Annotated in this window: 25 protein-coding genes; 15 read left to right on the forward strand and 10 right to left on the reverse strand. The window is 65.3% G+C overall.

The window, feature by feature from the left end:
- Positions 1 to 85: 85 nt before the first annotated feature.
- The 3 genes from KH389_RS05560 to KH389_RS05570 form a co-directional block, all read right to left on the reverse strand.
- On the reverse strand, positions 86 to 1,396 hold the full coding sequence (locus KH389_RS05560; RefSeq protein ID WP_043863180.1) for an MFS transporter: 1,311 nt from the start codon (positions 1,394 to 1,396) through the stop codon (positions 86 to 88).
- Positions 1,397 to 1,469: 73 nt separating this feature from the next.
- On the reverse strand, positions 1,470 to 2,669 hold the full coding sequence (locus tag KH389_RS05565) for a transporter associated domain-containing protein (protein WP_210015289.1): 1,200 nt from the start codon (positions 2,667 to 2,669) through the stop codon (positions 1,470 to 1,472).
- 10 nt (positions 2,670 to 2,679) lie between these two features.
- Positions 2,680 to 3,492, reverse strand: coding sequence for a cytochrome C assembly family protein (locus KH389_RS05570; protein ID WP_116053026.1), 813 nt, complete (start codon positions 3,490 to 3,492; stop codon positions 2,680 to 2,682).
- 196 nt (positions 3,493 to 3,688) lie between these two features.
- Here KH389_RS05570 and ffh point away from each other — a divergent pair, with 196 nt between their 5' ends.
- The 6 genes from ffh to KH389_RS05600 all read left to right on the forward strand — a co-directional run bounded on the left by ffh (position 3,689) and on the right by KH389_RS05600 (position 7,750).
- Positions 3,689 to 5,065: a signal recognition particle protein gene (gene ffh, locus KH389_RS05575; protein ID WP_043863183.1), complete on the forward strand. Its 1,377-nt coding sequence runs from the start codon at positions 3,689 to 3,691 to the stop codon at positions 5,063 to 5,065.
- Between the two features lie 238 nt (positions 5,066 to 5,303).
- Entirely contained in the window at positions 5,304 to 5,555 is a 252-nt protein-coding gene (gene rpsP / locus KH389_RS05580) for a 30S ribosomal protein S16 (RefSeq protein ID WP_028942918.1), read from the forward strand.
- Between the two features lie 5 nt (positions 5,556 to 5,560).
- Positions 5,561 to 6,097 (forward strand): ribosome maturation factor RimM, encoded by a 537-nt coding sequence (gene rimM / locus KH389_RS05585; RefSeq protein ID WP_043863184.1) that lies wholly within the window; start codon positions 5,561 to 5,563, stop codon positions 6,095 to 6,097.
- 3 nt (positions 6,098 to 6,100) lie between these two features.
- Positions 6,101 to 6,853 carry a tRNA (guanosine(37)-N1)-methyltransferase TrmD gene (gene trmD / locus KH389_RS05590; RefSeq protein WP_043863185.1) on the forward strand — a complete coding sequence of 251 codons (753 nt, stop codon included), beginning with the start codon at positions 6,101 to 6,103 and terminating at the stop codon, positions 6,851 to 6,853.
- 42 nt (positions 6,854 to 6,895) lie between these two features.
- Positions 6,896 to 7,246 carry a 50S ribosomal protein L19 gene (gene rplS, locus KH389_RS05595; protein ID WP_043863186.1) on the forward strand — a complete coding sequence of 117 codons (351 nt, stop codon included), beginning with the start codon at positions 6,896 to 6,898 and terminating at the stop codon, positions 7,244 to 7,246.
- Positions 7,247 to 7,342: 96 nt separating this feature from the next.
- Positions 7,343 to 7,750: an acyl-CoA thioesterase gene (locus KH389_RS05600; RefSeq protein ID WP_043863187.1), complete on the forward strand. Its 408-nt coding sequence runs from the start codon at positions 7,343 to 7,345 to the stop codon at positions 7,748 to 7,750.
- A gap of 21 nt (positions 7,751 to 7,771) precedes the next feature.
- On the opposite strand, the gene KH389_RS05605 is transcribed toward KH389_RS05600, so the two are convergent.
- On the reverse strand, positions 7,772 to 9,574 hold the full coding sequence (locus KH389_RS05605; protein ID WP_213607006.1) for a cation:proton antiporter: 1,803 nt from the start codon (positions 9,572 to 9,574) through the stop codon (positions 7,772 to 7,774).
- Between the two features lie 68 nt (positions 9,575 to 9,642).
- Here KH389_RS05605 and xerD point away from each other — a divergent pair, with 68 nt between their 5' ends.
- The 6 genes from xerD to KH389_RS05635 all read left to right on the forward strand — a co-directional run bounded on the left by xerD (position 9,643) and on the right by KH389_RS05635 (position 15,282).
- Entirely contained in the window at positions 9,643 to 10,539 is an 897-nt protein-coding gene (xerD, locus tag KH389_RS05610) for a site-specific tyrosine recombinase XerD (RefSeq protein ID WP_043863189.1), read from the forward strand.
- A 151-nt stretch (positions 10,540 to 10,690) separates the two neighbouring features.
- The gene (dsbC, locus tag KH389_RS05615; protein ID WP_043863190.1) at positions 10,691 to 11,428 is read left to right on the forward strand and encodes a bifunctional protein-disulfide isomerase/oxidoreductase DsbC; all 738 of its coding nucleotides are present in this window, start codon (positions 10,691 to 10,693) and stop codon (positions 11,426 to 11,428) included.
- Positions 11,429 to 11,509: 81 nt separating this feature from the next.
- Positions 11,510 to 12,814 carry a homoserine dehydrogenase gene (locus tag KH389_RS05620; protein ID WP_043863191.1) on the forward strand — a complete coding sequence of 435 codons (1,305 nt, stop codon included), beginning with the start codon at positions 11,510 to 11,512 and terminating at the stop codon, positions 12,812 to 12,814.
- Between the two features lie 27 nt (positions 12,815 to 12,841).
- On the forward strand, positions 12,842 to 14,251 hold the full coding sequence (thrC, locus tag KH389_RS05625) for a threonine synthase (protein ID WP_054915029.1): 1,410 nt from the start codon (positions 12,842 to 12,844) through the stop codon (positions 14,249 to 14,251).
- Positions 14,252 to 14,478: 227 nt separating this feature from the next.
- Positions 14,479 to 14,877, forward strand: a complete 399-nt coding sequence (locus KH389_RS05630) for a response regulator (RefSeq protein ID WP_052504291.1) — start codon at positions 14,479 to 14,481, stop codon at positions 14,875 to 14,877.
- A gap of 117 nt (positions 14,878 to 14,994) precedes the next feature.
- On the forward strand, positions 14,995 to 15,282 hold the full coding sequence (locus tag KH389_RS05635) for a DUF3509 domain-containing protein (RefSeq protein WP_054915027.1): 288 nt from the start codon (positions 14,995 to 14,997) through the stop codon (positions 15,280 to 15,282).
- 171 nt (positions 15,283 to 15,453) lie between these two features.
- Here the strand turns inward: KH389_RS05635 and KH389_RS05640 are convergent, their stop codons facing one another.
- Positions 15,454 to 16,311 carry a TIGR02285 family protein gene (locus KH389_RS05640; protein WP_213607007.1) on the reverse strand — a complete coding sequence of 286 codons (858 nt, stop codon included), beginning with the start codon at positions 16,309 to 16,311 and terminating at the stop codon, positions 15,454 to 15,456.
- Positions 16,312 to 16,319: 8 nt separating this feature from the next.
- Positions 16,320 to 17,519 (reverse strand): CaiB/BaiF CoA transferase family protein, encoded by a 1,200-nt coding sequence (locus KH389_RS05645; RefSeq protein WP_043863195.1) that lies wholly within the window; start codon positions 17,517 to 17,519, stop codon positions 16,320 to 16,322.
- 153 nt (positions 17,520 to 17,672) lie between these two features.
- Between KH389_RS05645 and KH389_RS05650 the strand changes: the two genes are divergently transcribed.
- From KH389_RS05650 to KH389_RS05660, 3 genes are all read left to right on the forward strand, one after another.
- A complete protein-coding gene (locus tag KH389_RS05650) occupies positions 17,673 to 18,215 on the forward strand; it encodes a YaeQ family protein (RefSeq protein ID WP_054915026.1) in 543 nt (180 codons plus the stop codon).
- A 45-nt stretch (positions 18,216 to 18,260) separates the two neighbouring features.
- Complete coding sequence (gene recJ / locus KH389_RS05655) at positions 18,261 to 19,970, forward strand: single-stranded-DNA-specific exonuclease RecJ (RefSeq protein ID WP_213607008.1); 1,710 nt, start codon at positions 18,261 to 18,263, stop codon at positions 19,968 to 19,970.
- A 107-nt stretch (positions 19,971 to 20,077) separates the two neighbouring features.
- The gene (locus tag KH389_RS05660) at positions 20,078 to 21,184 is read left to right on the forward strand and encodes an NADH:flavin oxidoreductase/NADH oxidase (RefSeq protein WP_043863198.1); all 1,107 of its coding nucleotides are present in this window, start codon (positions 20,078 to 20,080) and stop codon (positions 21,182 to 21,184) included.
- Positions 21,185 to 21,249: 65 nt separating this feature from the next.
- On the opposite strand, the gene KH389_RS05665 is transcribed toward KH389_RS05660, so the two are convergent.
- From KH389_RS05665 to KH389_RS05680, 4 genes are read right to left on the reverse strand one after another with little or no spacing between them, the layout of a single operon-like run.
- A complete protein-coding gene (locus tag KH389_RS05665) occupies positions 21,250 to 22,674 on the reverse strand; it encodes a gamma-aminobutyraldehyde dehydrogenase (RefSeq protein ID WP_213607009.1) in 1,425 nt (474 codons plus the stop codon).
- 24 nt (positions 22,675 to 22,698) lie between these two features.
- Positions 22,699 to 23,508 carry an ABC transporter permease gene (locus KH389_RS05670; protein ID WP_043863200.1) on the reverse strand — a complete coding sequence of 270 codons (810 nt, stop codon included), beginning with the start codon at positions 23,506 to 23,508 and terminating at the stop codon, positions 22,699 to 22,701.
- Positions 23,498 to 24,403, reverse strand: a complete 906-nt coding sequence (locus KH389_RS05675; protein WP_054915022.1) for an ABC transporter permease — start codon at positions 24,401 to 24,403, stop codon at positions 23,498 to 23,500. The genes KH389_RS05670 and KH389_RS05675 overlap by 11 nt, the downstream gene beginning before the upstream one ends.
- A gap of 1 nt (position 24,404) precedes the next feature.
- The gene (locus tag KH389_RS05680; RefSeq protein ID WP_043863202.1) at positions 24,405 to 25,445 is read right to left on the reverse strand and encodes an ABC transporter ATP-binding protein; all 1,041 of its coding nucleotides are present in this window, start codon (positions 25,443 to 25,445) and stop codon (positions 24,405 to 24,407) included.
- Between the last annotated feature and the right edge of the window lie 55 nt (positions 25,446 to 25,500).

Consider the following 25,500-nt stretch of genomic DNA (forward strand, 5'->3'; position numbering starts at 1 on the left):
CGCGGGTCAGGCCCGCTCCCACAGGGGCAGTGATGATGCCTGTGGGAGCGGGCCTGACCCGCGATAGCTGCGCAGCAGCCTGTCTTCAGAGTTCCGTATGCCGGGTCTCTTTCAGGCACAGCACTGCAATCAGGCTCAGTACTGCTGCCGCCGACACATACCCGCCCACCCAGCTCAGGCCGCCCATGGCCACCAGCTTCTGTGCAAAGAACGGCGCCGCCGAGGCCCCGACGATCCCGCCCAGGTTGTACGCCGCCGAGGCCCCGGTATAGCGCACGTGCGTGGGGAACAGCTCAGGCAGCAGCGCCCCCATCGGCGCGAACGTCACCCCCATCAGAAACAGTTCGATGGCCAGAAACAGCGCCACGCCCGCGGTCGACCCCGACGTCAGCAGCGGCTCCATGGTGAACCCCGACAGGATGGCCAGCACCCCACCCACGATCAGCACCGGCTTGCGTCCGTACCGGTCGCTCAGCCAGGCCGACAGCGGCGTGGCCAGGGCCATGAACACCACCGCAAAGCACAGCAGTGCCAGAAAGGTCTCGCGGCTGTAGCCAAGGGTCGATACCCCGTAGCTCAGCGAGAACACCGTCGAGATGTAGAACAGCGCGTAGCACACCACCATCGCCGCCGCGCCCAGCAGGGTCGGCGCCCAGTACTGTGCGAACAGCTCGACCACCGGCATCTTCACCCGCTCGTGGCGCGCCACGGCCTTGGCGAACACCGGCGACTCCTCGAGCTTGAGCCGCACATACAGCCCCACGATCACCAGCGCGGCGCTGAGCAGGAACGGAATGCGCCAGCCCCAGCTGCGGAACTGCTCGTCGGAAAGGGTCATGGCCAGGGTCAGGAACAGGCCGTTGGCCGCCAGAAAGCCGATCGAAGGGCCCAACTGCGGGAACATGCCGAACCACGCCCGCTTGCCCTTGGGCGCGTTCTCGGTGGCCAGCAGCGCTGCACCGCCCCATTCGCCGCCCAGCCCCAGGCCCTGGCCGAAGCGCAGCAGGCACAGCAGGATCGGTGCCCAGGCGCCAATGCTGTCGTAACCCGGCAGCACGCCGATCAGCGTGGTGCAGATGCCCATCAGCAGCAGCGAGGCCACCAGCGTCGACTTGCGGCCGATGCGGTCGCCAAAATGGCCGAACAGCGCCGAACCCAGCGGGCGCGCCAGAAACGCGATGCCGAAGGTGAGGAAGGCCGAGAGCATCTGCGCGGTGCCCGAGGTCTGCGGGAAGAACACCGGGCCGATCACCAGGGCCGCTGCCGTGGCGTATACGTAGAAGTCGTAGAACTCGATGGCGGTGCCGATGAAGCTGGCCGTGGCTACCCGGGCGGGCGAGTTGACTGGGGGCGCTGCGGTTTCATCGTTGTTGTTATAGGTGCTGCTGGTCGTCATGAACGTTTCCCTGTCGAGTGCTGCGAAGGCTCCGGCACCTGCCGCGGGCAAGCGCCGGCGGGCTCGAGTATAGCTAGCGGGAAACGGTCCAGACCAGTATGCGGCTGGCGCAATTGTCCTCGGTTTCGAGGATTTCCATGCGATAACGGCCCATTTTCAGGCACACCGCGCTGGCGGGGATGCTTTCCAGCGCCTCGGTCACCAGGCCGTTCAGGGTTTTCGGGCCGTCGCTGGGCAGGTGCCAGCCCAGGCTGCGGTTGAGCTCGCGGATCGAAATGTTGCCCTCGATCACGTAGCGCCCATCGGGCTGCGGGTGAATGTGCGGGTTGTCCAGGCTGTGCTCTTCCTCGAACTCGCCCACGATCTCTTCAAGAATGTCTTCCAGGGTGACGATGCCCTGCACTTCGCCATATTCGTCCACCACCACGCCCAGGCGCCGCTGCTGCTTGTGAAAGTTCAGCAGCTGCAGCTGCAGCGGGGTGCTTTCGGGCACGAAGTATGGCTCGTAGCACGCCGCCAGCAGGTTGGCCAGGGTCAGCTCGGCCTTGGGCAGCAGGTGGCTGATCTGACGCGTGTTGAGGATCGCCTCGACCTGGTTGATATCACTGTGGAACACCGGCAGGCGGGTGTGACGGCTGACGATCAGTTGCTCGATGATCTTTTCGATCGGCTCGTCGAGGTTGATCCCGTCGACATCGTTGCGCGGCACCAGGATGTCGTTGACCGTCACCTTGTCCAGCGCCTGAAGGCTGCCGAGCAGGTCGCTCCTGTGCTGGGCATGTTCCTCGTCCGGCGTACCGGAGGCACCGGGGGTGTCGTGGCGATTGTCATGCTGGGTGACAGCCGTGACCTTGCCCGCGAAGGGGCGCAGCAACAGGCGTGCAACGCCATCGAGCAGCCAGGCCAGTGGCTGCAGCAGCATGAGCGGCACCTTGAGCAGGCTCTCGCCCAGGCCCAGCAGGGCGTCGGGGTAGCGTCGGGCCAGCTGGCGGGGGAGGTAGTCGGTGAGCACCAGCACGGCCAGTGCCGCTGCCGCGCAGGCCAGCCAGAAGCCGCGCTCGCCGGCATGGGCAAAGCCCAGCAGCGAGGCCAGGGCGAACACCAGCAGCTTGCCCAGGGTGGCGCCCAGCATCAGTGCACGTTCGCTTCTGGGGCCATTGCGGCGGGTGCCGCCCTGTTGCTGCTGGGCGGCATCCACTGCGCTGAACAGCGCCGACCACACCAGGGTCAGTGCCAGTACCGCGACCTGTGGGCCTAACGGCAGAGTGTTCATAGGTCGCCTGTCAGATATGCAGAATGAATTCGCGTACCAGCTTGCTGCCGAAATACGCCAGCATCAGCAGGCAGAAACCGGCCAGGGTCCAGCGGATCGCCTTGTGACCGCGCCAGCCCAGGCGGGTGCGGCCCCACAGCAGGACGCCGAAGACGACCCAGGCCACGCAGGCGAGCAGGGTCTTGTGCACCAGGTGCTGGGCGAACAGGTTGTCCAGGAACAGCCAGCCGGAGATCAGCGACAGCGACAGCAGCGCCCAGCCGGCCCACAGGAAGCCGAACAGCAGGCTCTCCATGGTCTGCAGCGGCGGGAAGTTGCGGATCAGGCCCGAGGGGTGCTTGTGCTTGAGCTGGTAATCCTGCACCAGCAGCAGCAAGGCCTGGAACACCGCGATGGTGAACAGCCCGTATGCCAGGATCGACAGCAGGATATGCGCCAGGATGCCGGGCTCCTCGTTGACCAGCGGCACCGTGCCCGAGGGCGCGAACTGCGCCATCAGCGCGGTCAGCAGGCCCAGCGGGAACAGCAGCAGCAACAGGTTCTCCACCGGGATGCGCAGGGTGGCGACCAGGGTCAGGGCAATCACTGCGGTGGCGATCAGGCTGGCGGCGCTGAAGAAGTCCAGGCTCAGGCCCAGCGGCGTGAGCAGCTGCCAGCACAACGCGGTGCCCTGAGCGACCACGGCGAAGGCGCCGAGCATTCCGAGCAGCCGCTTGTCGGCCTTGGTGCCTCGGGCCAGGCGGGTGCCTTGATAGAAAATCGCGGCGGCGTACAGGCAGGCGGCGATCAGATTGGGTAGCAAGCTGGGTGACAAGGGGAGCATAAGTCCTGTTAGGCAAGCCCGAAAGGCCCTGAGTTTGGCATACAACGCGCCTGCCAAGGAAGACTGGTGGCCGACGCCATGGTGTGCGCGTGCGCGAGTCTTCGCTATAATCGCCGGCCTGCCCTTGCCCAAGGCTGGCCGAATGCGCCAGGGGCAGCTGATAAACCTCGGTTCTACAGAGCCTGAAAGGATCCCCATGTTTGAAAACCTGACCGACCGTCTGTCACAGACGCTGCGCCATGTCACCGGTAAAGCCAAGCTCACCGAGGACAATATTAAAGACACCCTGCGCGAAGTGCGCATGGCGTTGCTCGAGGCCGACGTCGCCCTGCCGGTGGTCAAGGATTTCGTCAACAAGGTCAAGGAACGCGCGGTCGGCACCGAGGTGTCGCGCAGCCTGACGCCTGGCCAGGCGTTCGTGAAGATCGTCCAGGCCGAACTCGAAGAGCTGATGGGCGCGGCCAACGAAGACCTCGCGCTCAACAGCGCGCCGCCTGCCGTGGTGCTGATGGCCGGCCTGCAGGGTGCGGGCAAGACCACCACCGCCGGCAAGCTGGCGCGCTTTCTCAAGGAGCGCAAGAAGAAGAGCGTGATGGTGGTTTCGGCCGACGTGTACCGTCCGGCGGCCATCAAGCAGCTCGAAACCCTGGCCAACGACATCGGCGTGACCTTCTTCCCGTCGGACATCACGCAGAAGCCGGTGGCCATCGCCGAGGCGGCGATTCGCGAAGCCAAGCTCAAGTTCATCGACGTGGTCATCGTCGACACCGCCGGGCGTCTGCACATCGATGCCGAGATGATGGGCGAGATCAAGCAGCTGCACGCTGCGGTCAAGCCGATCGAGACCCTGTTCGTGGTCGATGCCATGACCGGCCAGGACGCCGCCAACACCGCCAAGGCATTTGGCGAGGCGCTGCCGCTGACCGGCGTGATCCTGACCAAGGTCGACGGTGATGCCCGTGGCGGTGCCGCGCTGTCGGTACGCGCGATCACCGGCAAGCCGATCAAGTTCATCGGCATGGGCGAGAAGAGCGAAGCGCTCGAACCGTTCCACCCGGACCGCATTGCCTCGCGGATCCTGGGCATGGGCGACGTGCTCAGCCTGATCGAGCAGGCCGAGCAGACCCTGGACAAGGAAAAGGCCGACAAGCTGGCCAAGAAGCTGAAGAAGGGCAAGGGCTTCGATCTCGAGGACTTCCGCGACCAGCTGCAGCAGATGAAGAACATGGGCGGCCTGAGCGGCCTGATGGACAAGATGCCGAGCATCGGCGGCGTCAACCTGTCGCAGATGGGCAATGCCCAGGGCGCGGCAGAGAAGCAGTTCAAGCAGATGGAGGCGATCATCAACTCCATGACCCCGGCCGAGCGCCGCGACCCCGAGCTGATCAGCGGTTCGCGCAAGCGCCGCATCGCCATGGGCTCGGGCACCCAGGTGCAGGACATCGGCCGCTTGATCAAGCAGCACAAGCAGATGCAGAAGATGATGAAGAAGTTTTCCACCAAGGGCGGCATGTCGAAGATGATGCGCGGCCTTGGCGGCATGCTGCCTGGCGGCGGCATGCCCAAGCTGTAACCACATTCAGGCCGGTGCCTCCCGTGGGGCACCGACCGGAACCCCGCCGCTGGCGGGACCCGTGCCGCCTTCTATATACAGAAGCGGCTCATTCGCAGATCAGCACGGCGGCTTGTCGCTCGCCGTTAAAAGGCATTTGCAAAAGTCCGTGTATTCCTTGAGAATATGCGGCCTTTCGGGCACCCGTGTGCCCGCTGTGCATTATGATTTGCAGCACCGACTACAGGAACGATGTTCTATGCTAACCATCCGTCTTGCCCGTGGCGGCTCCAAAAAGCGCCCATTCTACACCCTGACCGTGACCGACTCGCGTAACCCGGTTACCGGTTCGCACATCGAGCAGGTTGGTTTCTTCAACCCTATCGCTCGTGGCCAGGAAGTTCGCCTGTCCGTTAAGCAGGATCGCGTTGCTCACTGGCTGAGCGTTGGCGCACAGCCATCCGAGCGCGTTGCAAAACTGCTGAAAGATGCTGCTAAGGCTGCTGCCTGAATAGTATGAGCGCGACGCCAGAAAAAGCTGATGACCTGATCGTTGTTGGCAAGATTTTTTCGGTTCACGGCGTTCGCGGCGAGGTGAAGGTCTTTTCCTTTACCGATCCGATTGAAAACCTGTTGGATTACCGCAACTGGACGCTCCGGCGCGAAGGTGTGGTCAAGCAGGTCGAGCTGGTCAGCGGCCGATCCACTCAAAAGGATCTGGTTGCCAAGCTCAAAGGCCTCGACGATCGCGATGAAGCCCGTCTTCTGAGCGGTTACGAGATTTGCATCTCGCGTAGCCTTTTGCCCGACCTGACCGAAGACGAGTACTACTGGTACCAGTTGGTAGGTCTGAAAGTCATCAACCAGGACGAACAGCTGTTCGGCACGGTTGATCACCTGTTGGAGACCGGCGCGAACGATGTAATGGTGGTCAAGCCCTGCGTGGGCAGCCTGGATGATCGTGAACGCCTGTTGCCCTATACCGGGCAGTGCGTGTTGAAGGTCGACCTGGCTGCAGGCGAAATGAGGGTGGAATGGGACGCGGACTTCTAGACGATGGCGAGCCTTCGTGTCGAAGTCATTACGTTGTTCCCCGAGATGTTCTCGGCCATCAGTGAGTACGGCATTACCAGCCGCGCGGTGAAGCAGGGGTTGTTGCAACTGACCTGCCACAATCCGCGGGACTACACCACAGATCGCCACCACACCGTGGATGATCGGCCGTTTGGCGGTGGTCCGGGCATGGTGATGAAGATCAAGCCCCTGGAAGATGCGCTGGTTCAGGCCAGGCAGCAGGCAGGGGAAGCGGCGAAGGTGATCTACCTGTCGCCACAAGGCCGTCAGCTGAATCAGTCGGCGGTACGCGAACTGGCGAATGCAGAGTCGTTGATTCTCATCGCAGGTCGTTATGAAGGCATTGACGAGCGGTTCATTCAGGCTCATGTCGATGAAGAGTGGTCGATTGGCGACTATGTACTGTCTGGCGGCGAGCTGCCGGCGATGGTCCTGATCGATGCGGTTACGCGGCTGCTGCCCGGAGCTTTAGGGCATGCGGACTCGGCGGAGGAAGACTCCTTCACCGATGGTCTGCTCGATTGCCCGCACTACACCCGACCGGAGGTGTATGCGGATCAGCGTGTTCCCGACGTGTTGCTCAGTGGCAACCATGCACACATCCGGCGCTGGCGTTTACAGCAGTCCCTTGGGCGGACCTATGAACGACGCGTCGATCTTCTGGAAAGTCGCTCACTTTCTGGAGAAGAGAAGAAGCTGCTCGAGGAGTATCTCCGAGAGCGGGACGATAGTTAACGTATCGATGGTGGGTCTGACGACCTATCTTAGGAGCACAGCATGACCAACAAAATCATTCTGCAACTCGAAGCCGAGCAGATGACCAAAGAGATCCCGACCTTTGCCCCAGGCGACACTGTTGTCGTTCAGGTGAAAGTGAAGGAAGGCGACCGTTCGCGTCTGCAGGCGTTCGAAGGTGTTGTTATCGCCAAGCGTAACCGTGGTGTGAACAGTGCTTTCACTGTTCGTAAAATCTCCAACGGTGTTGGCGTAGAGCGTACTTTCCAGACCTACAGCCCGCAGATCGACAGCCTGGCCGTGAAACGTCGTGGTGACGTGCGTAAAGCCAAGCTGTACTACCTGCGCGACCTGTCCGGCAAAGCCGCTCGCATCAAGGAAAAACTGGCCTGAGGCTAGTTTGACCGGCGGGCACGGGACCGCCATGCGAAAAGAAAGCAGCCTTCGGGCTGCTTTTTTGTTGTCCGTCATTCGTGTTTCAGAGATGTCATGAACAGTAGAGAGCAAGAGATCCAGCGCCGTACCCAGTTGTCGGTGACCCGCGTGACCAAGGCGGTGTTCCCCTCGACCACCAACCATCACAACACCCTGTTCGGCGGCACCGCGCTGGCGTGGATGGACGAGGTGTCGTTCATTGCCGCCACGCGCTTCTGCCGCTTGCCGCTGGTGACGGTGTCGACCGACCGCATCGACTTCAAGCACCCGATTGCCGCCGGCTCGATCGTGGAACTGGTGGGGACGGTGGTGAAGGTGGGTACCACCAGCCTGAAGGTCGAGGTGGAGGTGTTTGTCGAAAGCATGAGCTGCGACAGTCGCGAGAAGGCGATTCACGGGTTGTTCAGCTTCGTCGCCATCGACGAAGACAAGCGGCCGGTGCCGGTGTTGCCCGGCTTCTGAACGGCCAACAAGCCCGCGCGATCAACCTGCCTGCGGCTGGACCAGCGCTACCAGCGTCCACCCAGGCGCCGGCTTCAGCGCCGTATCCGGCCCTACCACATACACCCAGCCACTGGCATCGCGGGCAAACAGCAAGGTCGCGCGATCGCCATGCAACGCCTGGTAGTCCGCCCAGCCAAACGCCTCGGTCAGGTGTGTGGTGTACAGCTCGGCGCCCTGGTTGAACAGGTTGGCCAGTTGCACATAGGTCAACGCTTGGCTGCCAAACAGGCGCCCGCGATGTTCGTCACTGGCGCGGTGCTTGTCGCTGCGCTGGCGTTCCAGCCCGCTGGCCAGCACGAACAGACGCTGATGCCCGAAATCATGTCGAAAGCGCGTGCATGCCAGGGTGTTGAGCTCGCCCGCCGGCGACAGCCCCAGCAGGTGCCCCAGGCCTACAAGGTCCAGGTGCGCATCGGCATGCTGCGAGGCCGGGTGACCGAAATAGGTCGGCAACCCCTCCATCCGCGCCGCGCGGATGTTCTCCCAGCTCGAATCGGCCAGCAGCACCCGGCTGCCCAGTTGTTGCAAGGCCGTGCCCAGGGCCCTGGCCGGCGCGTTGGCGCCCACGATCAGAAACCCGCTGGGGGCAGGCTCGGCCACCTTGAGCAGGCGCGCCAGCGGCCGCGCCGTGGCGCTTTGCAGCACCACCGTACCGATGATCACCGCGAACGTCAGCGGCACCAGCAGCAAGGCCCCCGCGTGCCCGGCCTCGTCCAGGCGTATCGCGAAAATCGCCGACACTGCCGCGGCCACGATGCCGCGCGGGGCGATCCAGGCCAGCAGCGCACGCTCGCGCCAGTTGAGCTGCGAGCCCCAGGTCGACAGCGCCACGTTCAGCGGCCGCGCAATCAGCTGGATCACCAGCAGCAGGGCCAGCACCGCAGGGCCCAGGCCGAGCAGGGCAGTCAGGTCCAGGCGCGCTGCCAGCAGAATGAACAGCCCGGAGATCAGCAGCACGCTGAGGTTCTCCTTGAAGTGCAGGATCTGGCGCACATCCACGCCCTTCATGTTGGCCAGCCACATGCCCATCAGGGTCACCGCCAGCAGCCCCGACTCGTGCATCACCTGGTTGGAGGCGATGAAGATCCCCAGCACCGCTGCCAGCGAGGCCAGGTTGTGCAGGTACTCGGGCAGCCATTGATGGCGGATCACCTGGCCCAGCAGCCAGCCACCGGCCACGCCGAAGGCGCTGCCGCACAGGATCACCCCGGCGAACGTCAGCAGGCTCTGGCTCAGGCCGTCGCCAGCGGCGCTGGCAATGATGAAGCTGTACACCACCACCGCCAGCAGGGCGCCGATCGGGTCGATGACGATGCCTTCCCAGCGCAGGATGTTGGCCACCGCCGCCTTGGGCCGTACCACCCGCAGCATCGGCACGATCACGGTCGGCCCGGTGACCAGGGTCAGGGTGCCGAACAGGATCGCCAGCAGCCAGTCGAACCCTAGCAGCCAGTGGGTGGCCGCGCTGATCACCACCCAGGTGGACAGCGCGCCGAGGGTCACCATGCGCCGCACCACCGTGCCGATCTCGCGCCATTGCGACAGGTGCAGGGTCAGGCTGCCCTCGAACAGGATCAGCGCCACCGCCAGCGACACCAGCGGCATCAGCAGCGGGCCGAACATTTCCTGCGGGTCGAGCCAACCCAGGATCGGCCCGGCCATTATGCCGCTGAGCAGCAGGAACAGGATCGCCGGCAGCTTCAGCCGCCAGGCCAGCCACTGGCAGCCCAGGGCCGCGACACCGATCCCGCCGAATGCCAGCAATATCTCTTGTTCGTTCATTCGGGCTCCCTATGCCGGCGGTGTTATGGAAGACTAGCGGTATTTTTACGGCCTATCACCGAGTCTTCATGCCCGCCATCGACCACCCGCTGATCGACCAGTTCCTCGACGCCCTGTGGCTGGAGAAGGGGCTTTCCGACAACACCCGAGCGTCCTACCGCAGCGACCTGGCCCTGTTCAACGGCTGGCTTCAGGAACGTGGCATGGTGTTGCCCGATGCTGGTCGCGAGCTGATCCTGGACCACTTGGCATGGCGCCTCGACCAGGGCTACAAGCCCCGTTCCACGGCGCGGTTCCTGTCGGGCGCGCGTGGCTTCTATCGCTACCTGCTGCGCGAGAAGCTGATCGCCCTCGACCCGACCCTGCAGGTCGACATGCCGCAACTGGGCAAGCCGTTGCCCAAGTCCCTGTCCGAGGCCGATGTGGAGGCCCTGTTGAAGGCTCCCGACCTTGGCGAGGCCATCGGCCAGCGCGACCGCGCCATGCTCGAGGTGCTGTATGCCTGCGGGCTGCGCGTCACCGAGCTGGTGAGCCTGACCCTCGATCAGGTCAACCTGCGCCAGGGCGTGCTGCGGGTGATGGGCAAGGGCAGCAAGGAGCGCCTGGTGCCGATGGGGGAGGAGGCGGTGGTGTGGGTAGAACGTTACCTGCGCGACGGCCGCGTCGAACTGCTCAACGGCCGCCCCAGCGATGTCCTGTTCCCCAGCCAGCGTGGCGAGCAGATGACCCGCCAGACCTTCTGGCACCGCATCAAGCACCAGGCCCAGGTGGCCGGGATCGGCAAGGCGCTGTCGCCGCACACCCTGCGCCATGCCTTCGCCACCCACCTGCTCAACCACGGCGCCGACCTGCGCGTGGTGCAGATGCTGCTGGGCCACAGCGACCTGTCGACCACCCAGATCTACACCCATGTGGCCCGCGCCCGCCTGCAGGAACTGCATGCCCGTCATCACCCGCGCGGCTGAGCGCTGATCGCACATTGCATGCGTCGCCAGCAGTCAATGCAGGGCGGCGAATGTGGTACGCTTTCGCGGTTTACACCCGGGCCCTGGATCGCGGCCGTTTTTCGGTACGCCTGTTCCGCTTTCGGCCCCCTGTCCGCCTTCAGGAGTTTTCATGCGCGTGACCCAGATTTTAGCCGCCGCCGCCCTGGCGCTGGCCAGTTCCTTCGCCGTGGCTGCGGCCAACGATGCCGAGCAGGCGATTCGCAAGTCGCTGCAGTCGCTGGAGTCGGAAATACCGGTCGACAGCATCGCTGCCAGCCCGGTCAACGGCCTGTACGAGGTCAAGCTCAAGGGCGGCCGTGTGCTGTACGCCAGCGCCGACGGCCAGTTCCTGGTACAGGGCTATCTGTTCCAGATCCAGGACGGCAAGCCGGTCAACCTGACCGAAAAGGCCGAGCGCGTGGCCATCGCCAAGACCATCAATGCGATTCCGGCTTCCGAAATGGTGGTTTACCCTGCCAAGGGCGAAACCAAGTCGCACATCACCGTGTTCACCGACACCACCTGCCCGTACTGCCACAAGCTGCATGCCGAAGTGCCCGAGCTGAACAAGCGCGGCATCGAGGTGCGCTACGTGGCCTTCCCGCGTCAGGGCCTGGGCTCGTCGGGTGACCAGCAGCTGCAGGCGGTATGGTGTTCCACCGACCGCAAGGCGGCCATGGACAAGATGGTCGACGGCAAGGAAATCAAGGCCGCCAAGTGCGAGAACCCGGTCAGCAAGCAGTTCCAGATGGGGCAGTCGATTGGCGTCAATGGCACGCCGGCCATCGTGCTCGAGGACGGTCAGGTGATCCCGGGTTATCAGCCGGCCCCGCAAGTGGCCAAGCTGGCATTGACCGCAAGCAAGTAATTCAATCAGTGAGCCGTCACCATGGGGAGACGGCTGTTTTTTCGACCGGCGCATGGCCGGTCGTTCAATGGGGAGTTCACAGTGAAACCGGTCAAAGTAGGCATCTGTGGGTTGGGGACCGTCGGTGGCGGTACCTTCAATGTACTTCAGCGTAACGCCGAGGAGATTGCCCGCCGCGCCGGGCGTGGAATCGAAGTGGCACAAATCGCCATGCGTACGCCAAACCCGAACTGCCAGATTACCGGTACCCCCATTACCGCTGATGTGTTCGAGGTCGCGAGCAACCCCGAGATCGATATCGTCATTGAACTGATTGGCGGCTACACCATTGCCCGCGAGCTGGTGCTCAAGGCCATCGAGAACGGCAAGCACGTGGTCACCGCCAACAAGGCGTTGATTGCCGTGCACGGCAACGAAATCTTCGCCAGGGCGCGCGAGAAGGGCGTCATCGTCGCCTTCGAAGCGGCCGTGGCCGGCGGCATCCCGGTGATCAAGGCGATCCGCGAAGGCTTGTCGGCCAACCGCATCAACTGGGTGGCCGGTATCATCAACGGCACCGGCAACTTCATCCTCACCGAAATGCGCGAGAAGGGCCGCACCTTCCCCGACGTGCTGGCCGAAGCCCAGGCGCTGGGCTATGCCGAGGCCGACCCGACGTTCGACGTCGAGGGCATCGACGCCGCGCACAAGCTCACCATCCTGGCGTCCATCGCTTTCGGTATCCCGCTGCAGTTCGACAAGGCCTACACCGAAGGTATCACCCAGCTGACCACGGCCGACGTGAACTACGCCGAAGCGCTGGGCTACCGCATCAAGCACCTGGGCGTGGCCCGCAGCACGGCCAATGGCATCGAACTGCGCGTGCACCCGACGCTGATTCCGGCCGACCGCCTGATCGCCAATGTCAACGGCGTGATGAACGCGGTGATGGTCAACGGTGACGCCGCAGGCTCCACCCTGTTCTACGGCGCCGGCGCCGGCATGGAACCGACCGCCTCGTCGGTGATCGCCGACCTGGTCGACGTGGTCCGTGCCATGACCAGCGACCCGGAAAACCGCGTGCCGCACCTGGCCTTCCAGCCCGACTCGCTGTCGGCTCACCCGATCCTGCCGATCGAAGCCTGCGAGAGCGCCTACTACCTGCGCATCCAGGCCAAGGATCGTCCGGGCGTGCTGGCCCAGGTGGCGAGCATCCTGTCCGAGCGCGGCATCAATATCGAGTCGATCATGCAGAAGGAAGTCGAGGAGCACGATGGCCTGGTGCCGATGATCCTGCTCACCCACAGCGTGCTCGAGCAGCGCATGGACGACGCGATCACCGCCCTGGAAGCCCTGCAGGATGTGGTTGGCAGCGTTGTGCGCATCCGCGTCGAACAACTGAACTGAGCCGTCTTTGAGTTAGAGGAATAGGTCATGCGTTACATCAGTACCCGCGGCAAGGCACCGGCCCTGAATTTTGAAGATGTCCTGCTGGCCGGCCTGGCCAGCGATGGCGGCCTGTACGTGCCGGAAAACCTGCCGCGCTTCACCCAGGAAGAAATCGCCTCGTGGGCCGGCCTGCCGTACCACGAGCTGGCCTTCCGGGTGATGCGCCCGTTCGTCACCGGCTCCATTGCCGATGCCGACTTCAAGAAGATCCTCGAAGAAACCTACGGCGAGTTCGCTCACGCCGCGGTTGCCCCGCTGCGTCAGCTGAACAGCAACGAGTGGGTGCTGGAGCTGTTCCACGGCCCGACCCTGGCGTTCAAGGACTTCGCCCTGCAACTGCTCGGCCGCCTGCTCGATCACGTGCTGGCCAAGCGCGGCGAGCGCGTGGTGATCATCGGTGCCACCAGCGGTGACACCGGTTCGGCTGCCATCGAAGGCTGCCGGCGTTGCGACAACGTCGACATCTTCATTCTGCACCCGCACCAGCGTGTGTCGGAAGTTCAGCGCCGCCAGATGACCACCATCTTCGGCGAGAACATCCACAACATCGCCATCGAAGGCAACTTCGACGACTGCCAGGAGATGGTCAAGGCCAGCTTCGCCGACCAGGGCTTCCTCAAGGGCACCCGCCTGGTGGCCGTGAACTCGATCAACTGGGCGCGGATCATGGCCCAGATCGTGTACTACTTCCACGCCGCCCTGCAGTTGGGTGGCCCGGCGCGTTCGGTGGCGTTCTCGGTGCCTACCGGCAACTTCGGCGACATCTTCGCCGGTTACCTGGCGCGCAACATGGGCCTGCCGATCAGCCAGCTGATCGTGGCAACCAACCGCAACGACATCCTGCACCGCTTCATGAGCGGCAACCAGTACGTCAAGGAAACCCTGCACGCCACCCTGTCGCCGTCGATGGACATCATGGTGTCGTCGAACTTCGAGCGCCTGCTGTTCGACCTGCACGGTCGCAATGGCGCCGAGATTGCCGGCCTGATGGACACCTTCAAGCAGGGTGGCGGCTTCAGCGTCGAGCAAGACCGCTGGACCGAGGCGCGCAAGCTGTTCGATTCGCTGGCGGTGGATGATGCGCAAACCTGCGAGACCATCGCCGACGTGTTCGCGCAAACCGGCGAAGTGCTCGACCCGCACACCGCGATTGGCGTCAAGGCCGGCCGCGAGTGCCGTCGCAGCCTGGACACGCCGATGGTGGTGCTGGGTACCGCGCACCCGGTCAAGTTCCCCGAGGCGGTGGAGAAGGCGGGCGTGGGCAAGGCCCTGGAGCTGCCGGCGCACCTGACCGACCTGTTCTCCCGCGAGGAGAAATGCACGGTACTGCCCAACGACCTGAAAGCGGTGCAGGCCTTCGTCAGCCAGCACGGCAACCGTGGCAAGCCGCTCTGACGGCAGCGGTATGCAGCGTTGAACCAGGCCCCGGTGCGCAAGCCCCGGGGCTTTTTGTTGCGCGGCCCGCCATGCCACGGCAGGAACCTGGCTTGCTGGCGAACCGACGCGACGCGTCGATACCGTGGCGACACGAGGACGTTGCCGCCCCCTGGTTTCGGATTTTTCCTATGGGACGCCCGCGCGGGCTTTCCTAGAGTGGGCGCCCGTCCAATCCGGAGTCGCCCATGCGCTCACTCAAGGTTCTGCTTCTGGAGCCCCATGCCTATCGGCTGATGAACCTGCACCAGATGCTCAATGGCCTGGGCATCTACGACGTGCGCGTGGCTGAAACGACCCTCCAGGCGCACGGTGTGCTCGAACGACGGGGGCCGGTGGATATCGTCATCTGCGACCCGCTGTCGCCCGAGCACGATGGCATGGGCTTCATCGAGCACCTGGCGCTGCACGGCCTCGCCAGTGCCCTGATTGTCCTCAGTGGCGCCAGACGCAGCGTGCTCCAGGGGGTTGTCGAACTGATCGAGCTGTCGGGCCTGCGGGTGCTGGGCAGCACCCCCGCGCCAGCCAGCCCCAGCCAGTTGCACCCGTTGCTGCTGCAACACCCGGAGGCCGGGCCCGTGGCATGAATCTGTCATGTGCACCGGGCATGCTCGATGAACGTGCAGCGCGCCGCGGCAGAACTTTCAGCCTGTGCCGAGGGTCAGTGAAAGACCCCCTTCAACAACAACGTGAACGGTGAATGGATGGACAATATCAGCTTGTTGCTAAGTGAAGCATTGACGCCCTATCAGGTCACGCTGACCTCCCGGCATGCCAGTGCCGACTTCGACCTGCAGCTGGTCGACCCTGCCGGCGACACCGTGCTGCAGCGCAGTGTCAAGGCCAGCCAGCTGCATGACCAGCGCCTGCTCATCGACCTGGTGGACGGTATCCAACGTGACCTGCGCATCCACGAAGGACGCCTGCAACCCTGCGTGATCGCAGCCCTCAAACATGCCCGCCAGGGCCGCGCGCAAATCGTTGCGGCGTGACGGGAACCTTTGTCCAGACAGGTACTCAGACAGCTTAAGGACAGTTGAACGGCATTTTGCTCCGATGCCGCCAGGCTGTTCGTGCGAGGCTCCAAGCAGCCCTCGTTTAACCCCGACGGCCTCCCCACCGCTCGGGGTTTCTTTTTGCCTGCGTAAAAGCGCGTGCCGGGGTCAGTGCTGGCTCAGCAGCTCGCGCGCCGCATCGAGGTAGGTCTTGCGCTGGTCGGGCTCTAGCCATTGTGCATACAGCGGTGCCAGGGTCTGCAGGCGCAGGTTGCGCAGCAACTGGTCGAGGTGGCTGATGGCCTCGCGGCCCAGCGGGGTGTCGGAGCAACCCACGTAGGTCAGCTGGTAGCGCGCCACGCCCTTGATCGGGAAGTACGTCAGGGCCTGGGGCTGCGGCTGCTTTTCGTTCATGTAGCGCACTTCCGGCCAGTAGGCCAGCAGCAGGTTCAGGCGCCCCAGCTGCTGCATCTGCAGCAGGCTGCCCACCGCATCGTTGCCGTAATGGCGGCTGATGGTGGCGGGCGGGGCGTTGGCCAGTATCGCGTCCACGGCGGGGCTGTAGCTGCGCTGGCCGACGACACCGAGCTTGTGCGTGTTGCTTGCCAGCAGGGCGTCCAGGTCGATTTCGCCATCGTGCAGGTACGGCGCATGGCTTGCCTGGTCACTCTGGCGGGCAATCACCATGTTGCTCTGCGCAGCCAGCGCCGGTATCGAGAACTTCACGAAGCGCTCGCGCTCCGGGGTTCGCAGCAGCGTGGGGTCGCAGGTGAAGGAGGGCTCCTGGAGCATCTGCATGCCGCGCGCGCGGTTGACCCGCACGATGCTGTGCTGGTACTCGGGCATCTGCGCAATGAGCAGCGGCAGCAGCTGGTCCATGGCGCCCTGGCCGGTTTTGGGGCCCTCGAACACGGTCAGCGGCGGCAGGTCGCGCAACAGCCAGGTGAGGGTTTCCTTGGCCCAGCTCGAGGCAGGCAGCAGGCTCAGCAGCACAGCCAGCAGTGCGCCGTGCAGGTTGCAGCACATGGCGCGACTCAGACCGCGCCCTGTTCGCGAAGATGGGCGATCTGCGCCGCGTCATAGCCCAGCTCGCCCAGCAACTGCGCGGTGTGCTCGCCCAGCGCCGGCCCCACCCACTCGCTGGAGCCTGGGGTGTCCGACAGCTTGGGCACGATGCCCGGCATCTTGAACGGCTTGCCGTCGGGCAGCCTGGCCTGGAGGAACATCTCGCGGGCGAGAAACTGCGGGTCGCTGAACATGTCTTCGGCCGAGTAGATGCGGCTGGCCGGCACCTGGGCCTGGTTGAGCACCTGCATCAGGGTGTCCAGCGGCACGCTGCGGGCCCAGCGGTCGATCACTGCATACAGCTCGTCGCGGCGCAGGTCGCGCCCGTCATTGCTGGCCAGCGCCGGGTCGGCGGCCAGGTCGTCGCGCCCGATGGCCTGCATGAAGCGCTTGAAGATCGCATCGCCATTGGCGCCGATCTGCACATGCTTGCCATCGGCGCTGGTATGGATGGAGGAGGGGGTGATGCCCGGCATGATGTTGCCGGTGCGCTCGCGGATGAAGCCGAATACGTCGAACTCCGGCACCATGCTCTCCATCATCGCGAAGATGGCCTCGTACAGGGCCACGTCGACCACCTGGCCCTGGCCCCCGTTGACCTCGCGATGACGCAGCGCCATCAGTGCGCCGATCACGCCCCACAGCGCGGCAATCGAGTCGCCGATGGAAATGCCGGTGCGTACCGGCGGGCGGTCCTCGAAACCTGTGATGTAGCGCAGCCCGCCCATCGACTCGCCGACCGCGCCGAAGCCGGGCTGGTCCTTCATCGGCCCGGTCTGGCCGAAGCCGGACAGGCGTACCATCACCAGCTTCGGGTTCAGCGCGTGCAGTACCTCCCAGCCCAGGCCGAGCTTTTCCAGCACGCCGGGGCGGAAGTTCTCGATCAGGATGTCGGCCTCGCCCAGCAGCTGCTTGAGAATGGCCAGGCCTTCGGGGTGCTTGAGGTTGAGCGTGAGCGACTGCTTGTTGCGCGCCTGCACGAACCACCACAGCGAGGTGCCCTCGTACAGCTTGCGCCATTTGCGCAGCGGGTCGCCGCCATCGGGCGATTCGACCTTGACCACCTGGGCGCCGAATTCGGCGCAGATGCGCGAGGCGAAGGGGCCGGCGATCAGGGTGCCGAGTTCGATGACTTTGAGGCCGGCAAGCGGTTTGGTGGGCAACGACATGGGGCTTCCGTGGCAGCAGGGCAGAGCGCTAGTTTTTATCACAGGGCGGCAGCGGCAGATACTGCTGTTGGCCGCAGATTGTACGGTTCGGTTCGTTGATTGCCAGCGCATCGGTTAGACTGGGCGACTTTTCCTGTTACCAGAAGCCCGTCCATGGCCCAGCCGTCCACCACCTACAAGTTTGAACTGAACCTCACCGATCTCGACCGCGGCGTGTACGAAAGCGTCAAGCAGACCATCGCCCGCCACCCTTCGGAAACCGAAGAGCGCATGGCCGTGCGCCTGCTGGCCTATGCCCTCTGGTACAACGAGCAGCTGTCGTTCGGTCGCGGCCTGTCGGACGTCGACGAGCCGGCGCTGTGGGAAAAAAGCCTGGATGACCGGGTGCTGCACTGGATCGAAGTCGGCCAGCCCGATGCCGACCGCCTGACCTGGTGCTCGCGCCGCACCGAGCGCACCAGCCTGCTGGCCTACGGCAGCCTGCGGGTGTGGGAAACCAAGGTGATCCCGGCGGTCAAGAACCTGAAGAACCTCAACATCGCCGCCGTGCCGCAAGAGGTGCTGGAGGTCCTGGCCAAGGACATGCCACGCGCCATCAAGTGGGATGTGATGATCAGCGAAGGCACGGTGTTCGTCACCGACGACCGCGGCCAGCACGAAGTCCAGCTGCAATGGCTGCTGGGCGAGCGCGGCTGATCCGCCCGCCGACCTTTTTCAAACCAGAGAAGCCTTGATCACTCCATGCGTATCGAACCGCGTTCACTGCCGTCCACCCTGCCGCTTCTTGGCGACCTGCCGCCCCTGCTGACCCGCCTGTACGCCGCCCGTGGCGTACAGAGCGCCGTCGAGCTGGACAAGAGCCTGGCACGCCTGCTGCCCTATCAGCAGCTCAAGGGTATCGACGCGGCGGTAGACCTGCTGGTGGAGGCACTGGACCAGCGCCAGCGCATCCTGATCGTCGGCGACTTCGACGCCGACGGTGCCACGGCCAGCACCGTGGGCGTGCTGGGCCTGCGCCTGCTGGGCGCCGCGCACGTCGACTACCTGGTGCCCAACCGTTTCGAATACGGTTACGGGCTGACCCCGGAAATCGTCGAGGTGGCACTGCAGCGCACGCCGCAGCTGCTGATCACCGTGGACAACGGCATCTCCAGCGTCGAAGGCGTGGCGGCGGCCAAGGCGGCCGGCCTGAAGGTGCTGGTCACCGACCACCACTTGCCGGGCCATGCGCTGCCGGCGGCCGATGCCATCGTCAACCCCAACCAGCCGGGCTGCGAGTTTCCGAGCAAGGCACTGGCCGGGGTCGGGGTGATCTTCTACGTATTGATGGCGCTGCGTGCGCGCCTGCGCAGCCTGGGCCGCTACGACGACCGCCCGCAGCCGAACATCGGCGAGCTGCTCGACCTGGTGGCGCTGGGCAGCGTGGCCGACGTGGTACCGCTGGACGCCAACAACCGCATCCTCGTGCACCAGGGCCTGGAGCGCATCCGTGCCGGTCGTGCGCGCCCGGGGCTCAAGGCGATTCTCGAGGTGGCCCGGCGCGAAGCGGCGCGCATCACCTCCACCGACCTGGGCTTCATCCTGGGCCCGCGGCTCAATGCTGCCGGGCGCCTGGACGACATGAGCCTGGGCATCGAATGCCTGCTCAGCGACGACCCGACCCTGGCCCGCGAGATGGCGGTGCAGCTGGACGAACTGAACCAGGACCGCAAGTCCATCGAGCAGGGCATGCAGCGCGAGGCGCTGGCCCAGCTCAAGGACCTGCCGCTGGAGTCGATGCCGTTCGGCCTGTGCCTGTACGAGGCTGACTGGCACCAGGGCGTGATCGGCATTCTGGCCTCGCGTCTGAAAGAACGTTATCACCGCCCGACCATCGCCTTTGCCGATGCCGGCGAAGGCATGCTCAAGGGCTCTGCGCGCTCGGTGCCGGGCTTTCACATTCGCGATGCGCTGGACGCCGTGGCGGCGGCCAACCCGGAGCTGATCAGCAAGTTCGGCGGGCACGCCATGGCGGCGGGGCTGTCGCTGCCGGCCGAGAACTTCCCGGCGTTCGCCCAGGCGTTCGATGAAGAAGTCCGCCGCCAGTTGCAGGAGGACGACCTCACCGGCCGGCTGCTGTCCGACGGCAGCCTGGCGGTCGAGGAGTTCCACCTGGAGCTGGCCCGCGCCCTGCGCAACGCCGGGCCGTGGGGGCAGCATTTTCCCGAGCCGTTGTTTCATGGCGTGTTCCAGCTGGTGCAGCAGCGGGTGGTGGGCGAGCGTCACCTGAAGGTGGTGCTCAAGAGCGAATGCGGTTCGGTGACCCTCGACGGCATCGCCTTTGGCATCGACCGCGAGGTATGGCCCAACCCCACCGTGCGCTGGGTGGCGCTGGCCTACAAGCTGGACGTCAACGAGTTTCGCGGCAACGAGACGGTGCAGTTGATGATCGCCCACATCGAGCCGCGCTGAACCCCTGGGTGGGCAAACTGGTCTAGTCTCTCAGAGACCGGCACTGAGCCGCGGGGAAGCCAAGGCGCTCGGTCCGGTCCACCATTCGGAGACTGGAGAGGTGCCCCATGAGCCTGCTGCTTGAGCCCTATACCCTGCGTCAACTGACGCTGCCCAACCGCATTGCGGTCTCGCCGATGTGCCAGTATTCGAGCGTCGACGGCCTGGCCAACGACTGGCACCTGGTCCACCTGGGCAGCCGCGCGGTCGGCGGTGCCGGGTTGATCTTCACCGAAGCCACCGCCGTCACGGCCGAGGGCCGCATCACCGCCCAGGACCTGGGCCTGTGGTGCGACGAACAGATCGCCCCCCTGCAACGCATCACCCGCTTCATCACAGCCCAGGGCGTGGTGCCCGGCATCCAGCTGGCGCACGCCGGGCGCAAGGCCAGCACGCATCGGCCGTGGCTGGGCAAGCACGGCAGCGTCAAGCCCGAGGACGGTGGCTGGGTGCCGGTGGGGCCGTCGAAAATCGCTTTCGACCCGCAGCACACGGCGCCCACCGAATTGAGCGAAGGGCAGATCCACGAGGTGATCCAGGCCTTTGTCGAAGCCGCCCGGCGTGCACTGGTGGCCGGCTTCAAGGTCGTGGAAGTGCATGCCGCCCATGGCTACCTGCTGCACCAGTTTCTCTCGCCATTGAGCAACCAGCGTCGCGACCAGTACGGCAGCTCGTTCGAGAACCGCATTCGCCTGACCTTGCAGGTGACCGAGGCGGTGCGCGAGGTGTGGCCGTCGGAGTTGCCGCTGTTCGTGCGGGTATCGGCCACCGACTGGGTGGAGGATGGCTGGAACCCGGATGAAACCGTCGAGCTGGCCAAGCGCCTCAAGGCCCTGGGCGCCGACCTGATCGACGTGTCGTCGGGCGGCACCTCGATGAATGCCGAGATTCCCACCGGGCCTGGCTATCAGACACGCTTTGCCGAGCGGGTGCGCAAGGAATCGGGGATCGCCACCGGCACGGTGGGCATGATCACCGAGCCGGCCCAGGCCGAGCACATTCTGCGCACCGGCCAGGCCGACATCATCCTGCTGGCCCGCGAGCTGCTGCGCGACCCGTACTGGCCGCTGCATGCCGACGACGACCTGGGCGGGCAGAAGGCCATATGGCCGGCGCAGTACCAGCGTGCGACCCACCGCGACCAGCCGATCCACGAGTCCGACCTGCGCGACTGAAGGCTATGCCAAAGGGCCGCCGAGCGGCCCTCCTGCGCAGGTACCGCCTGCCTGCGCCGTTGGCCTCAATGCCTGAACATCACATGCCGCACGCAGGTGTAGTCCTCCAGCCCATACATCGACATGTCCTTGCCGTAGCCCGACAGCTTCTGCCCGCCGTGGGGCATTTCGCTGACCAGCATGAAGTGCGTGTTGACCCAGGTGCAGCCGTACTGCAACCGGGCGGACACCCGGTGGGCGCGGCCGACATCGGCGGTCCACAGTGACGAGGCCAGGCCGTAGTCCGAATCGTTGGCCCAGGCCAGCGCCTGCGCTTCGTCTTCGAAGCGGGTCACCGACACCACCGGCCCGAATACCTCGCGGCGCACGATCTCGTCATCCTGCTGGGCGTCGGCCAGCACCGTCGGCTCGAAGAAGAACCCGCCGCCCGCCACCGCCTTGCCGCCGGTGACCAGGCGAATATGCGGCTGGGCCACGGCGCGCTCCACCAGCGCTGCCACCCGGTCGCGGTGTGCGGCACTGATCAGCGGCCCGAGTTCGGTGTCCGGGTCGTCCTGCAACCCGTGCCGGAGGCTGGCCACCGCCTCGCCGAGCTTGTTCACGAAGGTGTCGTAGATGCCGGCCTGGGCATAGATCCGGCAGGCTGCGGTGCAGTCCTGCCCGGCATTGTAGAAGCCGAAGGTGCGAATGCCTTCCACCGCAGCGTCGATGTCGGCATCGTCGAAGATGATCACCGGGGCCTTGCCGCCCAGTTCCATGTGCAGGCGTTTCACGCTGTCGGCAGTGCCGGTGATGATCTGGCTGCCGGTGGCGATCGAGCCGGTCAACGACACCATGCGCACCTTGGGGTGGGTGACCAGGGGCATACCTACGCTCTGGCCCTTGCCGAACAGGATGTTGAGCACCCCGGCCGGAAACAGCTCGGCCGCCAGTTCGCCCAGGCGCAGGGCGGTCAGCGGGGTCTGTTCCGAAGGCTTGAGCACCACGGTGTTGCCGGCGGCCAGGGCCGGGGCGATCTTCCATGCCAGCATCATCAGCGGGTAGTTCCACGGCGCGATGGACGCCACCACACCCAGCGGGTCGCGGCGCACCATCGAAGTGTGCCCCGCCAGGTACTCGCCCGCCGCCGAGCCGCCCAGACAGCGGCTGGCCCCGGCAAAGAAGCGGAACACGTCGGCGATTGCCGGCAGTTCGTCGTTCAGCGCGGCCGGGTAGGGCTTGCCGCAGTTGTCCGATTCCAGCCTGGCCAGCTCCCCGGCATGGGCGTCTATCAGGTCGGCCAGCTTGAGCAGCAGTGCGGCGCGGTCTTTCGGTGCGGTCTGCGACCAGCCGTCGAAGGCATGGTCGGCGGCGCGCACCGCCGCATCCACCTGCGCTTCGCTGGCCTCGTTGATGTCCACCAGCACGCTGCCCAGCGCGGGGTTGAGCACGCTGTGGGCCGGCCCTTCGCCGGCGACGAGCTGGCCGTTGATCAGCAGTCGGGTTTGCATGGTGTTCGATCCTCTTGGTTCAGGTCATTTGCCGTCGCTGCCGGTCACGTTCTCGGCGCCACGGGTCAGGTAGTAGGCGCCCAGAATCGGCAGCATGGTCACCAGCATCACCAGCATGGCCACCACGTTGGTCACCGGCACGTCGCGCGGGCGGCTGAGCTGGTTGAGCAGCCAGATCGGCAGGGTGCGTTCGTGGCCGGCGGTGAAGGTGGTCACGATGATTTCGTCGAACGACAGCGCGAACGCCAGCATGCCGCCCGCCAGCAGCGCCGACCCCAGATTGGGCAGCACGATGTAGCGAAAGGTCTGCCAGCCGTCGGCGCCCAGGTCCATCGACGCCTCGATCTGGTTCTGCGAGGTGCGCCGCAGACGCGCGATGACGTTGTTGTAGACGATCACCACGCAGAAGGTGGCGTGGCCCACCACGATGGTGAAGATCCCGGGCTCGATGCCCAGGGTCTTGAACGCCGACAGCAGGGCGATGCCGGTGATGATGCCGGGCAGGGCGATGGGCAGGATCAGCATCAGCGACAGGCTCTCCTTGCCGAAGAAGCTGCGCCGGTACAGGGCCGCGGCGGCCAGGGTGCCAAGCACCAGGGCGATCAGCGTGGCCAGGCACGCCACCTGCAGCGACAGCTTGATCGACTCGAGCACGTCGGGGCGCGAAAACGCCACGCCGAACCACTTGAGGGTCAGGCCCCGGGGCGGAAAGCTGAAGGCCGCGTCTTCGGTATTGAAGGCGTACAGCACGATGATCAGGATCGGAAAGTGCAGGAACAGCAGCCCGCCCCAGGCGGCCAGGCGCAGCCCCGGCGAGGCGTTGTCAGAGTGCATCGAAGGCTCCCAGGCGTTTGACGAGGGTCAGGTACACGGCGATCAGCATGATCGGCACCAGGGTGAAGGCGGCGGCCATCGGCATGTTGCCGATGGCGCCTTGCTGGGCGTACACCATGCTGCCGATGAAGTAGCCGGGCGGGCCCACCAGCTGCGGCACGATGAAATCGCCCAGGGTCAGCGAGAAGGTGAAGATGGAGCCGGCGGCGATGCCCGGCACCGCCAGCGGCAGGGTCACCTGCACGAACGTCTGGCGCGGGCGTGCGCCAAGGTCGGCCGAGGCGTGCAGCAGCGAGGGCGGCAGGCGCTCCAGCGCGGCCTGGATCGGCAGGATCATGAACGGCAGCCAGATGTACACGAACACCATAAAGCGCCCCAGGTGCGAGGTCGACAGGGTGCTGCCGCCCACCCCGGGAATGCCGAGCAGCCATTGCAGCAGTGGCTCCAGGTTCAGCTGCTGGACGAACCACTGGGCCACCCCGCCCTTGGCCAGCAGCAGGGTCCAGGCATAGGCCTTGACGATGTAGCTGGCCCACATCGGCATCATCACCGCGATGTAGAAGAACGCCTTGGTGCTGCCGCGGGTGTAGCGGGCCATGTAGTAGGCGATGGGAAACGCCAGCACCGCGCTGGCGATCGACACCGCCACCGCCATGCCCAGGGTACGCAGGATGATGTCGAAGTTGGATGGCTGCAGCAGCGCGGCAAAGTTGGCCAGGGTCAGCTCGGGCGTCACCGCCATGGTGAAGTCGTCGAAGGTGTAGAAACCTTGCCACAGCAGCGCCAGCAGCGAGCCCAGGTAGATCGCGCCGAACCAGATCAGCGGCGGTATCAACAGCATCGCCAGGTACAGGTTGGGGCGACGGTAGAGCAGGGTGGCCAGGCGCCGCATCATCTCAGCGGCCCTCGTCGAGCACGGTTTCGCGCAGCGCGGTCATGGCCTCGCGCGGCCAGTGGGCGTGCAGGCGCTGGCCGGGCTGCCAGGGGGCGGCGTCGGCATGCCACTGGCTGTTGGCCTGGCTCACCGCCAGCAACTGGCCGTTGTCCAGCTGCAGTTCGTAGCGGGTGGTGCTGCCCTGGTACTGGATATCGTGCAGCACGCCGCTGAGCTGGAGGACGTCGCCCGGGATGGCCGACGCGCTCAGGCGAATGTGTTCCGGGCGGATCGAGAACGGCTGCGGGCTGGCCACCAGGTGTTGGGCCAGCTCGCCGCGCAGCACGTTGGACGTGCCGACGAACTCGGCAACGAAGGGGGTGGCCGGTTGCATGTAGAGGTTGCGCGGCGTGTCGACCTGTTCGATGCGCCCGCGGTTGAACACCGCCACGCGGTCGGACATCGACAGCGCCTCGGTCTGGTCGTGGGTGACGAAAATGAAGGTGATGCCCAGCTGGCGCTGGAGCTTCTTCAGCTCGCCCTGCATCTGCTCGCGCAGCTTGAGGTCCAGCGCGCCGAGGGGCTCGTCCAGCAGCAGTACCCGGGGACGATTGACCAGCGCGCGGGCCAGGGCCACGCGCTGGCGCTGCCCGCCGGACAACTGCACCGGCTTGCGCTCGCCGTAGCCGGCCAGGGCCACCATGCCCAGGGCCTCTTCGGCACGGGCATGGCGCTGGGCCTTGGCCACGCCCTTGACCTTGAGCCCGTAGGCCACGTTGTCGCGCACGTTCATGTGCGGGAACAGCGCGTAGTCCTGGAAGACCGTGTTGACGTCGCGCTGGTAGGGCGGCAGGCCGGCGGCTTCCACGCCGTGGATGCGAATCGAGCCGTGGCTGGGTTGTTCGAACCCGGCGATCAGGCGCAGGCAGGTGGTCTTGCCCGAGCCCGAAGGGCCGAGCATGGAGAAGAACTCGCCGTCTTCGATGTCGATGCAGACCCGGTCGACGGCCTTGACCTCGCCGAACAGGCGGGACACTTGGGTGAACTGTACGGCTGGGGGCATGCGAGGTACTCCACGGTTCTGCGAGGGCGGTGCGCTCGCTTTGCCGTCAAGGCCG

Origin of the sequence: Pseudomonas qingdaonensis, from assembly GCF_018398475.1 — a bacterium.
GTDB lineage: Bacteria > Pseudomonadota > Gammaproteobacteria > Pseudomonadales > Pseudomonadaceae > Aquipseudomonas > Aquipseudomonas palmensis.